The sequence below is a fragment of the Nitrosomonas sp. genome, from assembly GCF_021731985.1.
GTDB lineage: Bacteria > Pseudomonadota > Gammaproteobacteria > Burkholderiales > Nitrosomonadaceae > Nitrosomonas.
The window spans coordinates 64,779-80,683 of record NZ_JAKFWH010000006.1; the positions used below are offsets into that span (position 1 = coordinate 64,779).

Genomic DNA, 15,905 nt, shown 5'->3' on the forward strand with positions numbered 1-15,905 from the left:
TGCGATGAATGATTACGGGACCATGCCAGGGCGCTATCCAGGGGTTGTTAAATCTTACGATAAAGACCGCAGAACATGCCGCATTGAGATACCCGGCTTGACGGACGGTGCGGACGTGCTGCCAGAAGCAGAAATCGAATATCCGATTGGGGACAAGTCACGAACTGGGGACAATTCTACCGAGATCGAAATACTGCCGGGTGATGCCGTCTGGATAGCCTTTATCGGTGGAGATCCGCGCTATCCAATTATTACTGGGTACAGAAACCCGCAATCAGGAAATTCAATCGATTGGCGGCGCTTCCACCACACAAACATCGAAATGACAGCCGATGGCACATTGAAGCTGAATGCGGCCACTGTTGAGATTAACGCCGCAACAGTAACGATCAACGGCACCAATACAACCATCAATGGCAGCTCATTGAAACACAATTCTAAGAACGTTGGTGACGACCATCGGCATTCAGGCGTACAGGCTGGCGGAAGCATCACCGGTGTGCCGAGTTGATAACGTAAAAGCGCCAATTTTAGGTATTTCTGCTGGTGTATTCTGGATATCACTTACTTGCTTAAATATGAGTTAAAAACATGAAATCTTTACTATTCAGCTTCGAGGATCTTTCAGTCAAAGACAAGGCCGCAAAAGAAGCTATGAAATACTTCTCACGCGCCGGGGCTAATGTCGTTCAGCAAGATGTGTCGACAGCGGTAAAAAGAAATTCTGGCGTGAGTTACCGCGAAATGACGCTGACTTTTGCCGACTCTCAGAAAGTAGTTCTGCGAATCAAGCAGACCGGCGATATCTTTCAGGTTCTACTGAATAACAAGTTGTTACCAATTAAAAACCAGGATGACCACGTTGCCGCAATCACTGAGATTGTGAAGGCGATGGACTCCGGGCGTTCAAAGTTCCAGAAATTACTTGCTGCAGCAAAGGTTCGTCCACCCGCAGGAATACGCACGGCGGCACCCAAGATGGAGCAAGTATTGATTGGGAAAAGGGATGCTTTGAAAGCGGCGATTGCCGAAGTCAGAGCGGAAATTGCAACATACACAGGAGCGTTAGCAACATGAAGAATTTTTTGAGTGGGTCTCTTTTATTGGTTTTTTGTATGATGACATTACTATCCGCTTGCGATTCGGTATATGCCGATACTGCAATCAAACCGGATTCGGTGATTAAGGTTCACGATGGTGACACATTCAGCGTAAATATTGCTGGTTGCCCAGATGTTTTGTGCAAGAACATGCCGGTACGAATAAGCGGAATCGATGCCCCGGAAATGAAGGGGAAGTGCGCTCAAGAAACTGCCGGGGCGATTGCTGCCAAAAATTATCTTGCTGCCCAGGTAATGAATGCCAAGGATATTGCGTTACACGATCCAACCAGAGATAAATATTTCCGGATAAGCGCTCATGTTATGGTGAATGGCGTTAATGTCGGTGATGAAATGGTCAAGCAAGGATTGGCGCGAACGTACAGCGGTGGCAAGCGAGCTAGTTGGTGTGGCGGTTCTGGCGGCACCGGTGTGACGCAAACTAACTCAGTCTGACAACTAAGTATCGTAACAATCAATGGCGCTTCGTGCGCCATTTTTCATTTGTGGTCGTTCTGATTAGTTTCCTCTTGAAAAGGAAATTTCATTACATCCATAGGAATAGATCGCTTGCCTTCAAGCACTTCAATTAAACCCTTGCGAATATTAAACAGATCGTTTTCCGTGTTACCGTGAGCTTGAGGTGCATAAGATGAGTTTTTAATATGTGTTTTTTCAAAATCATAATCCAAAACTATTGCCATCCTGTACAACATTTCCACGAAAAGCTCAGTGCGTTTGTCATTCCATTGGGGATCAATTGGTCTAATAGTATTGAGAAAATCTAAATATGCGTTCCAAGCAATAAGAACATCTTTTTCTTTATCGATACTTTTATCAAATTCAAGATCGATTATATTAAGTGCGTTTACATGCTCCTGTGAAGTGGCATATGACCGTGTAGCCATAAGAGTTTTAAATACCCTCAATTTGCGCTCTCTTTTTTCTTTTCTTTCGTCCAACCTGCGTGTAAGTTGAATGCCAACCAATGGACCTAACAAGATTGCTGCGATTGTTAACCAGTCTGATAACTCCAAGATAACCCCTCAAAAGAATTTTATTCCAAAGACAGTACCAGTTTCTTACCCAATGCCGCTGCCGCCTTATCAAGCTGTTTAAGTGTTGCCCAGTGATGAGGATCTTCAAGGCGTTGTGCGGCTGGCCAGGAGGTTTCAAGCGCTCTTGCAATCTCAGCCATAGATCTGTCGCCGCGCGCCCATTTAATCAGAAGAGCTGACTGTATTTTTACATCGGGCGCGATGTAATAAGCATCTTTAACATTCTCTGATGGAAGCGGAATATCCTTGCCATCCTCAAGATACACTTCCAGAATTCCAGACAACACTTCCGCGCCATTGAATAAGCATTCTTCAGTGGTTTCTCCTTGTGTTATTGCTTCTGGAATATCAATAAATTGCACAAAGAATCCCGAAGGTTCCTGCGGTTCAAATTTTGCTGGGTAAAGCGTGTTCATTTAAGTTTAACTCCGGTTTGTTTTTCGATTGCTGACAGCAAGCCTTTGCCTATCTCGGTTGAACCGTGTACCGGCACCGGAACGCTGCGCCCATCCTTGCTCATGATGTGATGGCTACCGCGAACGCGCTTTATTTGCCATCCTTCATTTTCCAGCTTTCTGATGATTTGTTTGCCGTTCATAATGTAAAGATATATCAATAAAGATACATTGTCAAGTAATTCAGTAACCGGAAAACCCACCGAATACAGCGTCATCAGCGGCTTAACATGCTGCTTATGACACATTCAACCGATACCATATTTCTTAGCATCGAAAACGCTGCCCATGGTGGCGCTTTTGGTAAAAATCCTATTCCAGAACCCACGGAAGCACAGTGCAAAGCCGGGAATTACAAAATGGGAAGAGTCTCTTTCCAGGGTCTCTCAATAGCCATAGAGCAGCCGCGCGGCACCTATCGAAATGGTATTGATTCAAAGACCGGCAAGCGCTGGACTTCTCGCATGGCAGCGCATTATGGCTATATCAGCGGCACCAAGGGCGCGGATGGTGACGGCGTTGATTGTTTTGTGGGTCCGTATCCGCAGTCTGAGATTGCATACGCTATCAATCAGTATATCGATGGCCGCTTCGATGAACATAAAATCATGCTGGCTTTCCCTGATGAAGAAACGGCAAGAAATGCTTATCTGCATAGTTTTGATCGCGGCTGGAATGGCCTGAAAAGCATGATTCCACTATCAATTAACCAACTCAAATGGTGGCTCAAGCACGGCAATATGAAGCAGCCACTCAAATCAGAAAACTTACCACCGGAAGGATTAGAAGCTATGACAAAAAAAGTTCATTGGGATGGAAACGCGCAGCCATATAACGCCACTATCGATCAGGTTCTGTATGAGATACGGCAATCAGATTCAGGCGAAAACCTGCTATTAGATGCTGTGAGCATCGCTGAAATTATTGCTGATTCTGACGGAATTCTGGCACTTGATGCGCTGGTTACGCCTTACATCAAACTGCAACGCAAAATGGAGATATTGCAGGGCGTTATGGAGCGTATGGGCACAGGAATTAAACCTGTAGCCATGCAAATAACCGAGCCATTCAAGCAATTTGGCGTGGCGAATGTGGCCGTAGTTTATGAGCTATCAGACGGGCAAACCGTATCGATCTATTTTCACAATCCTGATGCAACACCAGCAAAGCTGTCACCGAATGATGATGTTATTTCTTACAAATGGCTGTTGAACAAGAAGGATATCACGATTGTTGTGGCACCTGAGCGCGGCCAGGATCTGAATATTCGTGAAGTTGCGCGCCGCATTCTGAAACTGGCTGAAAAAAACAGCCCGGCTTTTGCTCGTGCAAATGCAAAGCGTGCGGATCGTATGCAGAACATTCAATCTTTGAAGGATGAAATTGTTGTTTTGGAGGGCGAATTGAAAAGTGCGCAGAATGAATTGGAAATTGCCAAGGTTGCTGCTGAAGATCGAAAACCAGAGGATACAAAACCAATCCTTCCAGAAACGGATTTCAACGTGGACATAGCATCGTTGATCGAAGCGTTGCCGGGGCTTGATGGCTATGGCATAACCAGTCTGATTATGCGCACAAATGGCGAAATAAATGCAGTTAGCGGCCATGACATCAAGGCATCTGGCGTAACTGATGCAGATATTCTCGCTGCTTATGGAAAGGGATTGCTGCGGGAAGCTGCGGCTGATGATCTACCAGATAACCAAACAGTAGTTGAAACAGCGCTGAACCCAACATCCCCAGAAGATTACGCCAAAATCATGGCCGATCCTGAATTGCAATTGAATTACCAGGATGTGCTTGACTCCTTCATTCAAGAGCGAATTATTGCCGTGCGGAATGCGTTAAGAGAGTTGGGCTGGGATGGAGAAAAATTCAAAGACCTCAGTAAAAACGGAGTGGTGGCAAAATTTACATTTAAGCAAGTTGGTGCTGGCGCTAACTTGGTTGGATACGATGTAAACGGTATTGCAGACGATCTATCTAAAACCCCAGAACAGCTTGCCGCCGAGATAGATGCTGCGGTTCCAATTCAGGAAGATTCGAAGGAATTAAACCCTGCCGCTTCGGAAATCGAAGTTCCACCGACCTCAGAAATCGAAGCTGAATCCGAAGATATGAAGGCGGCCAGAGAATTCCTTAAATCAGTCGTAGAGGGCGATAAAGACAAAGATGATCTAATGGCCTTGCTGGATAAAATCGAGGCTTCTGCCAATGCGATTATTGAAGCCGGTAAGGGTGAAGATTATGATTCCTTGATTGGAGCTGCAGCGGAAAAATGGGCTTCTTTAGACCAGCAAGTTAACGGATAGCCGCCATGCATATGCTTGATGATGCGGGTGTTGGTGGAGTTGAAAAACTCAAACTGGTCCGTGAACTTGGGGTTATCCGCAAAAAACTACCAGAAGTAGCCGGGGTAAATAAACTTACTCTGGTTAAGCGCGTGCGCGAGATACGGCAATTGTTGTCTGTTTCAGGTGGCGCGCCTGCTGTAAGCCTGTCAATTGATCCATCAAACCCGATTGAATCGCTCAAATCATTAACTGATTACGTGAAGAATGGACTATCTGCGGTTCCTGAAGTGCTGCGAGGTGTTGAAGCCGATATTGTAGCAAACATAGGCCGCTCGTTGCAGGTAGAGCGTAATGATGAACATGAGGCGGTCAGAAGGGATTTTTGGGATGCTCTTTCAGACGCTGCGCGCGGTAATGGCGATAAAACCCAAGATGAATGGATGATTGCATCATTTGATCATTTCAAATCGCTAGGAAATGTATTTGATATTGATATGGATGTGATCAATGCAACCGAAGAATCCATCAAAGAATTGACCGCAAAGCCACTGGAAGAAATTAGCCCAGAAATTGCCGCGCAAATGAAGGTCGCTCAAGAGGAATATGAAAAATTGAGACTTTCTTTGACATCCTTGATATCGGTAAATGAAGCTAATGGTTTCAGCCTTGATGAAATAAACAAAGCAACCGAAGATTACACTGAGATTTCTATGAAGAAACAATCGGTGTGGCATAAATTGCTAGAACTGGATAAACAAAGTAGTGACGAAAAGAAAATGCGTGTCAAAGAGCTAAAAGACAGTATTGCGCCTATCGGTCAGAAGATCATAGATACCCTGCTGAATAGCTCAAAAGTAACTCAAGAACAAGCTGATTCATGGGCGAATAGCCAGATAATCGAAAAATCGGCCATTGTAAAACTAAAGAAGATGGGGTACCCGGAAGCCGATATACGCCGTGATATGTCGGAATTCTACCGCATTACTGGCGGCAAACTCAGGCTCGTGCGGATAGAGACAAATGGAAGCAGACGCGCCAATGCGGGCGGCATAGGTCATTTCGAGGATAGCGTTATCCGCCCAGGAAGCGCATTTGGTAAAACTGTGCTATGGCATGAAATGGCTCATCATCTTGAGGCTGATCCGGTGGCTGTATCGGCATCCAATGGATATTTGCTGAGAAGAAGAAAAAACGAGAAAGTGCATTCCCTTAGATCATTGACGCAAAATCCTGGTTATCGAAGCAACGAGGGTGCTTACGATGATAACTTTATCGATCCTTACATCGGTAAGGTGTATCAAAACAGAATCACTGAAGTATGGTCTATGGGTGTTCAGTACCTTGCAACACCTCAAGATGCAGCAATGATGGCCGCCAAAGATCCGGAAATGGCGGCGCTGATGGCTGGTTATCTTCAAGCCGATCTAACCCCGGCCATGAAAACGCTTCAAGCAATTCAGGATAGCGCTAAGGATAAAGCCCAAGAAAAGCGCGAACAAGTCAAAAGCGAGTATGAGCAGGCGCTAGACAAGCTGGCCGCTGGTGTTGAGATTATTGATGATGGCTGGTTTGGTGCGCTAGATCCTGTCGATCAAGAAAATCTACTTAGCCGGTGGGGTGGATTGGGAGATCCGGAAGCTAAATTTATTGGTTCATGGGGTGGGTACCGGGTATTTACTGGAAAATTCAGAGACAAGCTGTCAAAGCGCACAAAGAAAGGAAATTCGGTAGCTTATACAACAATGACTGGGTCATTCGTAAATCCAGACGACAATAAAAGTAGATTTATGCCAAATTCAGCCCCTGTGCATGGCGATGAGCGCTTTCTCAAAGCCTTTATGCGTATGGCAAGCATGCATAATGACAGTGTTTACGCTGTTCTCTACAACATAATCGGAAGGGAATCAAAAATCGTTGAAGAGGCTAATAAATTATCAGGTGAGCAATCATGATGAATAGCATTTACAAAGTTCTGACACCAGCCGGTCAATTCGATGCGATTTTCGCTGAAGATGAGGATATTCCAATCGAATACAGTGGTGATGAGCTGGCAATCAGTTTTTTCAAGGATTGGTTATTCATCAATCAGGTAAGCGGCGAACACGGTCACTTGCTGGATAGCAAAAACCTTACACCAAGAGAGCTATACGGATTTTGCCAGCCGCGAGGTGGCGTAATTGAAGTGATACCGCCATTTGAGGATTTTTTGGCGTACATCCAAGAAGATGCAGCGAATCCAGTTGAAGATAACGATGAACAACTACAGGAAGAAAATACTATGCAGGCGAATGATATGGTTAACAACGATAGTTCTTTGGATGGCGTGTACACCGATGCAGATAAGGAGGCAATCGCGGCCACCAATCAGCTTATTAAATATTTTCGTGATTTTATTGCATCGGATTTTGAGAAAGCTAAGGTTCCTACTTCAATTTATGGATGGACGGCAACCGGCCAGGTAATGAATAAAGATGAAGCCAAACGTATGCTCAGATCCCTAATTGATGTTGCTATAAACCGGAAGGCCGGAATTGAAGATATCACTCCTAAGCAACAGCAGCGGATCATTGATTTTCAAAGTGATGCGCGTGTAATTAGTGACTATCTGACCAAGCGTATTCGTCACACCGGCGCGCGTAACCTGCTGCGCACTCCAGAAATGAAAGCTAAGTTTCCAGAGATCGACAATCAGCCGCGCGATGAGTTCGATTCTGCGATCACTAACGATGAAGTGAAAAATATTGGTGATGTGACTCTTGATAACATATCCGGTATTGAAAAAATTAAGCTGATTAAAGAGGCCGGTAGTCTGCGGTCAAGTCTGCAATCCGCGCAATCCGGAATGGAGAAACTAAAAATGGTTAAGCGTATCAAGGAAATTCGTGATGCTTTGGGTGTTGGTGCCGGTGGATTAGATAAAGACGGTCTTGATTCTGATGGCATGTGGCCAATGACCAAAGCTGAATACGACAAGATTCACAGCGACTACAAGGGAGCGTTCCCAGATGGCACGCCTACGGCACTCAAACTGATTAACGGTGCTAGTTCTATCGTGCCTGTGAGAATCACTGATGAACAGCCTAAAGACCCTGAGCCAGAAGTAAAGCCACAGGCCACCATAGAAGATGTTAACAAAGTAATGCTGCTGTTAAAACAGTTCATAGGTGCCGCACAGCTATCCGCCATTGGTTCAGTCATTCGTGGTGAGGAAGGCCAATTTTTCAAAGATAAGTTGATTGAGATTGCTAACGTAATCCAAACCATGCCAAAAACCTGGGAAACTGACGGGCAGGGCGATAAGGCGATTGCTTATCTGCACTACTTCAAAGGCTCAGGTGACTGGCATATTACCGAAAAGGATATGGAAGATGAGCAATTGCAGGCGTTCGGGCTTGCAAATATTGGTTACGGTGGCGAACTTGGCTATATCAGCATTGAGGAATTGATTGGCGCTGGTGTTGAGCTTGATTTGTATTGGACTCCTAAGACTATCGGGGCGATTAAGGGTGTAAGTAGTGAGGATGAAAGCGAGGGCACCGAAACTGGTGGTGATGAAACCGGTGGTGAATCGACAGAAATCCCACAATCCACCGAAGAGCCTCAGACTATAATGCCAGCTGATACCATCAGAGCGGGATTCATAGCCGAATTGGAATCACTCAAAACCGAAACTGATATCAACCGTTTCAACGAACGCCTTGATGAAATTGCGGCGCGGATTGAGCAAGCCGGTTTGATGGAAACGCTAGATAAAGAACTGAATGATGCGGCGGATGTGCTAACCGCGTTACTGGCTGCGGCTGAAAAAGTCAGTTAAAGCATATTTAACAAGAACACTACACAAGCCCCATTAACCGGGGCTTTGTTTTAACCATGTAAGGCCAATTTAGCAATAAATCCCGAGCGAGATTCACCAGCCTCTTTCGCAGCCGCATCAATGCGACGAAGCACGCGGGATGGAAGCGTGATATTTATACGCTCAACCTTATCCGATAATTCGGCCAGATCAATTGTAACAACTGCCCATACCCAGCCTTTGTATTCAGGATTGGCTTGATGCTCACTGATGCTTTTAGGGTGAGGCACAGAACCACCATCATCGATTACGGTTTCTAACCATAACTCAATTGCTTCTTTTGCGTTATCGATTGCTTCATCAATAGTATCTCCGGCAGAAAAACAACCAGGAAGATCAGGAACTACCACGCCAAAAGCATGCTTGTCATCACCAGGTTCAATTGCTATTGGATATCTCATGTAATTCCTCTTATTTAAGCCCTGCCTGTTTTAACAACTTGTTTGAAAGGCCGATACCAAGGTCTTTTTTAGGATGTGGGACGCTGATATGACCGCTTTTCTCAGGATGTGTGTAAACGTGATGTGATCCCTTCGTTCCGCGGAGAATCCATCCATCCTTTTCAAGCTGTTTGATAATTTCTTTGCTGCTCATGTTGTGTATTGTACACACCGTTTTAAAAAGATCAATAGCGCGTTCAGTTATCCACCGGAAAACCAAGCAAATTGAGGGCTGTAGCGTCTCTATGATGATGGTCATAAATTGCCATCATCAGGACGTTAACAATGATTTCTTTCGCAGAAAAAAGAAAAATACAAAGCACAATATTAGAACAAAACAAGATTCTTTCTAGCAATCCATCGTTTGCCGATAAACGGCAGGCGCAAAAGATCAAGTCAGAAGCCATGATCAAGCTTGGCTTGGTTAGTACCGGTCAGCAGACACCTAATGCCGAAACAGAGCAACCGGATGAAGATCAGCCGATTGAGCGCAAATCTATCGCGCACCTGTACGAATTCGACCCAAACCGCAAGCCAGCGCAACGCAAGAAAGACAATGCCGCAGCAATGGCATTGCTTGACCGCATTGATTCCGGTGAAATTGATGCGAATAGCCTGACAGACGAACAAAAAGCCACTTTAGCTAAATATTCCGGTACCGGTGGCGCTTTGATAGGGGCTGATGGCAAGAAAGGTAGCGCATACGAATATTACACACCCAAACCGATAGCTGAAGGTGTCTGGGATCTGATGAGCGAATTGGGATTCAGTGGCGGTAAAGTGTTGGATCCTTCCGCTGGCGTGGGTGTTTTTGGTGCTGTTGCGCCGATTAATGCGGCTGTTGATGCTATCGAGTTAAACGAGACTTCCGGGCGTATCAATGGATTGGTGAATGATGGTCCGGGATATTCGACCACTGTTTCAGCGTTCGAGAGGGTTGCGGCCAATACTCCAGATGAATCCTACGATGCGATTGTCACCAATGTGCCTTTTGGCGGTGTTGCTGATCGTGGCGGCAATCAGTTATTAGATAACCGGTACCAGAAAGAGCCGCTACAAAATTATTTCATACTGCGGTCGCTTGAAAAGTTGAAGCCGGGCGGCCTGGCTGTTTTCATTACTCCTCCCCGTTGCGTATCAGGCAAGGGCGGAAAGGAAGAGGATTTGCGCGTGAAAGCCAGTTTTATGTCCGAATTCCTGGGCGCGTATCGCCTGCCCAATTCTGTATTCGGCACTGCAAGCGCAGACACGATGACTGACGTTATCGCCTTTCGCAAATACAGCCGGGAAACACTGGATAAGATTGCGGAATTGCGCGAACAGTCACCTCAAAGCCTGATTGAAGCCAATGTTCAATGGCAGGAATTCATTGATGGCCATTACTTCGACAGAGAATGGAAGCGCTTTATCCTGGGTGAATTTGTACCCAAAGATCCCAATAAATTCCGGGACGTTGACCGCGTGATTAATCCTGCCAATGTTGCAGAAATAGGCCGCATGCTCAAACGATTTCCGGATTCAAGAATTAATTGGGATCTGCTGGGAGCCGTCGAAACATCGCCAATTATCTACCGTGACGGCGACACCATTACCCAATCCGGGCAAACACTGCAAATGCAGAATGGCCGATGGGTTGCGATGGCGCGCACGGAAGAAAGCGTGGATATGGCTGAACTGGCCGGGAATATGGCAACACCCTACAAGGCTTTTGAGAACAAGGTAACTTGGTCTGATGCGATCAAGTATTTTGACTACATGATTGAGACCTCTCAGGCGCTTGATATTCCTGCGTGGGCGCGCGGGGTAATTAATGAGATTAAGCGGTTATCTGATGAGGGTGATCGCGGCAAATACTGGAATGCTGGCGTGGTGGGCATGTCGGTTGCGCAAGTATTGGAAGAGCGGCTTAGTGAAGAGGTGGGGGTCAAGTATGTTGACGAGTACCCCGCATTGTCGGACGCAATGCAGCGAGTTTCAACGATTGCAAAAGGCCGCCCCTCATCTTTTGGTGGCAAAATCAAAGATGGCTTGCTCGCTATTGGCAATCATTACCAGAAGAAAACCGGATTCTCAGCGGTATGGCGTGGAGACGTGCAGCAAGTAGTTACCACAATGGAAATTACGGCTGATTCCAGTTTTGAAGGTTTGCGCTATAAAACCAGATCGGCATGGGTGACGCTTGAAGATGCAAGGGGCATTTATGGTGATGACTTTGACCCGATTGGAGACCAAGCCTGGTGCGTTTCGCCTGATGGTAAATCAGTCACGCGCGCAGATGATTACTATGTGGGTAATTATGCCGAATTCTTAAAGCGTGTCGACGCGGAAATTGCGGCGGCATCCGATGACAAAGTACGCGATAAACTGCTGCGGCAAAAGTTGGACGCGGATAGCCGGGTAGATCGAATTGATGTATCAAAGCTGACATTCAATCTATTCACTCCTTTTGTCACCAATGAAGAAAAGGCTGAATTCCTGCGTAGATTTGTTCATCCTGCAGCGGTGGTTGTCTTTGATGAAAAAACCGGTGAAAAGCGTGTTGATATCGATATCCCTGGTAGCAAGTTAACTGACCGTGAAAAGCTGATTAACCGGATTGGCGATTACCTGAAGAATGGCACCATTACGCTTGGTGGCGCAAAACTCGACATGGAAAAGGCCAAAGCCCTGCAAGAGCTGCGCAGAATGGTCAATACCGCCAATGAGCAATTCAACGGCTGGGTGCGCGGCAATAGCGTGATTATGCGCAGGCTTGAGGGAATCTCTTCTGATCCTACAAAATTGCGTTTCCGGCAAGTAGAAGATAGTTCGCCAATGAAGATACAGGGCGTGGACGACTCGATAGTAGTGCCTCATGGGTACCAGTATGCTGAGATCCGCAGGCAAAGCCGTGAATTTGGCGGCATTAATGGATTTGGAGTCGGTTTGGGCAAGACGCTTACCGCCTTGGCCGCCGTCCAATACGCTCAAAGCATCGGTGTTAAGAAAAAAACCTTCATTGTGGTACCCAACTCAGTGCTATCGAATTGGCGCAAAGAGTCTGAGCGCGCATACACCAATCAAGATGATTTGCTGTTTGTTGGCCTACGGGTTAACAAGGCCGGTAAAGCATTGGTTAATTCGACCAACTTTGATGCTGACCTGACCGCAATCATGGAGAATCGCCACAGCAAGATTTTTATGACCATGGAAGCATTCGAGCGTATCCGCCTGCGCGATGAAACCATTGCTCAGTATGAACAGTTCTTGCGTAAAGTAGATGCCAGCTTTGCTGAGAGCGAGGACAAAAAAGAAGATGAACGGGCGAAAAGCAAACAAGCCGGATTGGTTTCTATTTTGTCTAAAAAAACCGGCAGCGCACCGTATCTTGAGGACTTGGGCGTTGACAGTATTGTGATCGATGAAGCGCACATATTTAAGAATGCCGCCCAAACAATCGATTTCAAAAGTGCGAAATTCCTGTCTTTATCACCGGCTTCGCAACGTGGCTTGGATGCGCAAGCAAAAGCTTGGTTTATCCGTGGCAAATCATCGCTTGGGGATGGCGTTCTATTGCTGACAGCAACCGCCATAACCAATAGCCCGCTTGAAATCTACTCGATGTTGTCATTGTCAGTTGGTCATGAGCGCGTGAATGATATGTGCCTTGGCATCAAGGGTGCTGACAACTTCATGGAAGTTTTTGTCCAGAAAGAGAATCAGGATGATGTAACGATTGATGGTGTTGCGCGCACTACCGATGTGTTTGTGGGGTTGAATAACGTTAGCATACTCAGAAAATCCATTGGTGAGGTTGCTACCATCAAATCGGCTGAAGATGTGGGTGAGCAAATCGTCGTTCCGGACCGCGAAGAGAAGGCATCCGCTGTTACATTAACGGACGATATTGTTGACAGGCTGGGCGTATACAAAAGAGCATTCAGATTCGCAATCGATACTCTGGCGGGGAAAGAACCTAATCGGGGTGGAAAAGAGGCATTTGATGCGGTATCCGCACATTTCGGTGAGGAAATGGATTTGATTGGACACCCGTTCAATCTAATCAATAAAATGACGCTGCTGATTGCAGATCCGGAGCTTGATCAAAGAGCGACATTCTACAACTTCATTGGTGCGCAGAAAGATAAGGCGCAGGATGCGGTAAGTCAGTTCAACGCCAAAAATTTCACGGAGGAGCGGCCAAGGTTTACACCAATGTCATCGGCTGACTCCGTTGTTTCGCGCAAAGTAACCAAAGACGAAGCTGGCAATGAAGTCACGATACTGAAAATTAAGGTGGTGGCAAGTATTATTGACGGCAACCGAATTGCCATTGATACCATAAACCCGGAAACCCAAAGCGCATTTGAGGATATTGCGGAAAAAATTGGCTTGGATCTGGATGTGTCGGTACCTCCCAAACTTGCCGCAATGCTAGAAAACTTCCAGAACGAGCAAGTCACGCCGCGCGGGATAATGGATGATGGCAGCAAGTCGCCGGTCGTTAAGCAGATTATTTTCTGTGACATTCTGCCACTGCATAACAAGATCAAGCGCTTATTAAACAAGCGCGCCGGGATACCATCGGGTGCCATTGCGATAATAACCGGCAAGACCAACAACAAACCTGATGAAATATTGGCCGTTCAAGATGGGTTCAATGCGTTTGGTGAAGATAATAAATACCGCGTTGTGATCGCCAATGAAAAGGCGGAAGTGGGGATTAATCTGCAAAGGGGAACCCAGGCAATTCACCATTTAACCATTGGCTGGACACCGGATAGTCTGGAACAGCGCAATGGTCGCGGAGTTCGCCAGGGTAATAAAACCGGGCACGTTAATTCTTATTATTACGATGCGGATGGCACTTTCGATACCAGCAAGCGCTCGATGGTTAATAAAAAGGCCGATTGGATCGGTCAGGTTATGGATGTCAACGGTAGCGAAAACGTTGCGGTTACTGGCGGCTTATCGAGAGAGCAGATGGAAGCGCTCATTGAAGTCGTAGGTGATGCGGATGCAATGAAGCGGATGCAGGAAACAATCGCAGCTAAAGAAGCGGAAACTAGGGCTGCGACAAACCGCGATAAGCAGATGATCAATATTGATACCATTCGCAAGCAAAATGTCTTCTTAAATGCCAATCCAAGCCCGGTTAATTTTATTGCTGACAAGATGTTTGGTTTGTGGAATCTTGAAAAGCAGATGTGGATGCTAAATGGCAGGATTAACAATCCATTGGCAACAGAGTCTGCGGTGGCGCGAAACAAAGCGCTGCTTTCCGATGTTAATTCCCGCATATCTAGTCTGCGTAACAGTATTGAGAGATCCGCAACTATTACAAAGAACACTGGATATAACTCAATTACCAGACAGCCCTATACTGAGACAGTAAGCATTGATGATGTGTTTGCCGAGATAAGGAAAAAGAGTAATCGAAAAGAGAGCGAGATACTTGAAATGTTGCGCGGCAAGATATATCCATCATTCGAAGTTTCAGCCATAGAAGGCGGTCCAATAGTAAACGATTGGCAATCCGAAGTGGATATGGCCAATTCGATGATTGAAGAATCCAAAAACAACTTCATCCGCCAGGCATCAGAGCATGGCAGTTATCCGGCTGAAGTTGCCAAGATCGTGGCCGAAGGTGGCGGCGACGTGCATGATGGTAAGCCGGTCGTTACCGGCATGTTTGTTCGATTCAAAGATGGTGCGATTGGCATAGTGAATGTCGCTAACAATACCGTTGTCACAGCCAATAAATCAGGTAATTTCTTGAATTATGAACTGGCAGCTACGCTCAAGGATGCTGTGGAGGTAATCTATCCAGGCTCTTCCGGTTACGAAGCATGCTTGGATGAAGCGGCTCAAATAGAGGACAAAGCTAATGAAGATGGAAACATTCAAAATGCATTCAATAGTCTCGTCCCAGTAATCACGCAACGCCGCAAGACCGATGTATTGACAGAATACAGCACCTATAACTACATTCTTCCGCAACCCTACTTTCCCTTTGTCATAACCAAGGCGGGCACTGAGGTCGAAAAACATATTTTTGCGTCTCAAAGTGAGATTATTAAATCCTCTCGCACAGGTCGCTTTACTGTTCCAAGTAGCGTTGCTATCACTGGAAAGCCTGAAGGATTAAATAACTTTGACGCTCTGCGAGAGTATGCCATAGCTCATCAGCTAAAATTGGTGATTGCTGATTTTACTGACTCTGAATACTGGTTAGGGTTGCAGATCATGAAAACTATCACAGCCGATATTTTTAGGTCTGCCCTTACCGGCTCTACTGAAGAGGAAATCCGTAATCAGGCTACAAACTTTATGTTAAATTCTGTGACGTGGTTCGACTTTGAGGGGATATCGCCGATTGAAAATCGCATGCTTCCACATGATCTGCAAAGAGTGCTGAAGGAAGCTATCAAAACGGTGACACCGGTACCGGTGCCGGTAGCGGCTGCAAGTAATAATACAGCGGCACCCGCGAGCATTGTTGGTATCAAGGTATCATCCGCTTCATGGGCTGACATCAATGTCTGGAAAGAGAACATAAAAGCTGCGGCGGTGGTGGCTGGTGATGGCAAGTACAAGTTTGATGGCAAGACTAAGATTTGGAACGTATTGCAGCCAACGTGGGATCATCTTATTGCAAACTATCCAGGCGCAGCGGATAAAGTTGAGCTTGTAAGCGGTACCTTGTCTTATCTATAAAGAGGA

General features: G+C 46.1%; 12 protein-coding genes. 7 read left to right on the top strand and 5 right to left on the bottom strand.

The window, feature by feature from the left end; translation table 11 throughout:
• Positions 1-4 precede the first annotated feature (4 nt).
• The 3 genes from QZ942_RS00775 (at position 5) to QZ942_RS00785 (ending at position 1,556) form a co-directional block, all read left to right on the top strand.
• Complete coding sequence (locus tag QZ942_RS00775) at positions 5-511, top strand: hypothetical protein (RefSeq protein WP_292992630.1); 507 nt, start codon at positions 5-7, stop codon at positions 509-511.
• Positions 512-591: 80 nt separating this feature from the next.
• Positions 592-1,077 carry a hypothetical protein gene (locus QZ942_RS00780; protein WP_292992631.1) on the top strand — a complete coding sequence of 162 codons (486 nt, stop codon included), beginning with the start codon at positions 592-594 and terminating at the stop codon, positions 1,075-1,077.
• Between the two features lie 38 nt (positions 1,078-1,115).
• Positions 1,116-1,556, top strand: coding sequence for a thermonuclease family protein (locus QZ942_RS00785; RefSeq protein ID WP_292992632.1), 441 nt, complete (start codon positions 1,116-1,118; stop codon positions 1,554-1,556).
• Positions 1,557-1,600: 44 nt separating this feature from the next.
• On the opposite strand, the gene QZ942_RS00790 is transcribed toward QZ942_RS00785, so the two are convergent.
• The 3 genes from QZ942_RS00790 to QZ942_RS00800 are packed head-to-tail and all read right to left on the bottom strand — an operon-like array spanning position 1,601 to position 2,861.
• Complete coding sequence (locus tag QZ942_RS00790) at positions 1,601-2,137, bottom strand: DUF6680 family protein (RefSeq protein ID WP_292992634.1); 537 nt, start codon at positions 2,135-2,137, stop codon at positions 1,601-1,603.
• Between the two features lie 20 nt (positions 2,138-2,157).
• The gene (locus tag QZ942_RS00795; RefSeq protein WP_292992635.1) at positions 2,158-2,574 is read right to left on the bottom strand and encodes a type II toxin-antitoxin system HicB family antitoxin; all 417 of its coding nucleotides are present in this window, start codon (positions 2,572-2,574) and stop codon (positions 2,158-2,160) included.
• Positions 2,571-2,861 carry a type II toxin-antitoxin system HicA family toxin gene (locus QZ942_RS00800; protein WP_292992636.1) on the bottom strand — a complete coding sequence of 97 codons (291 nt, stop codon included), beginning with the start codon at positions 2,859-2,861 and terminating at the stop codon, positions 2,571-2,573. Before QZ942_RS00800 ends, QZ942_RS00795 begins: the two co-directional genes overlap by 4 nt.
• Between QZ942_RS00800 and QZ942_RS00805 the strand changes: the two genes are divergently transcribed.
• From QZ942_RS00805 to QZ942_RS00815, 3 genes are read left to right on the top strand one after another with little or no spacing between them, the layout of a single operon-like run.
• A complete protein-coding gene (locus tag QZ942_RS00805; protein WP_292992638.1) occupies positions 2,853-4,925 on the top strand; it encodes a hypothetical protein in 2,073 nt (690 codons plus the stop codon). The genes QZ942_RS00800 and QZ942_RS00805 overlap by 9 nt on opposite strands.
• Before the next feature lie 5 nt (positions 4,926-4,930).
• Positions 4,931-6,859, top strand: coding sequence for a hypothetical protein (locus QZ942_RS00810; protein ID WP_292992640.1), 1,929 nt, complete (start codon positions 4,931-4,933; stop codon positions 6,857-6,859).
• Positions 6,856-8,724 (top strand): hypothetical protein, encoded by a 1,869-nt coding sequence (locus tag QZ942_RS00815; RefSeq protein ID WP_292992642.1) that lies wholly within the window; start codon positions 6,856-6,858, stop codon positions 8,722-8,724. Before QZ942_RS00810 ends, QZ942_RS00815 begins: the two co-directional genes overlap by 4 nt.
• A gap of 50 nt (positions 8,725-8,774) precedes the next feature.
• Here the strand turns inward: QZ942_RS00815 and QZ942_RS00820 are convergent, their stop codons facing one another.
• Both QZ942_RS00820 and QZ942_RS00825 read right to left on the bottom strand, forming a co-directional pair.
• Positions 8,775-9,164: a type II toxin-antitoxin system HicB family antitoxin gene (locus tag QZ942_RS00820; RefSeq protein ID WP_292992644.1), complete on the bottom strand. Its 390-nt coding sequence runs from the start codon at positions 9,162-9,164 to the stop codon at positions 8,775-8,777.
• A 10-nt stretch (positions 9,165-9,174) separates the two neighbouring features.
• The gene (locus tag QZ942_RS00825; protein ID WP_292992646.1) at positions 9,175-9,462 is read right to left on the bottom strand and encodes a type II toxin-antitoxin system HicA family toxin; all 288 of its coding nucleotides are present in this window, start codon (positions 9,460-9,462) and stop codon (positions 9,175-9,177) included.
• A gap of 26 nt (positions 9,463-9,488) precedes the next feature.
• On the opposite strand from QZ942_RS00825, the gene QZ942_RS00830 reads away from it, so the two are divergent.
• A complete protein-coding gene (locus QZ942_RS00830; RefSeq protein WP_292992647.1) occupies positions 9,489-15,899 on the top strand; it encodes an SNF2-related protein in 6,411 nt (2,136 codons plus the stop codon).
• Positions 15,900-15,905 lie beyond the last annotated feature (6 nt).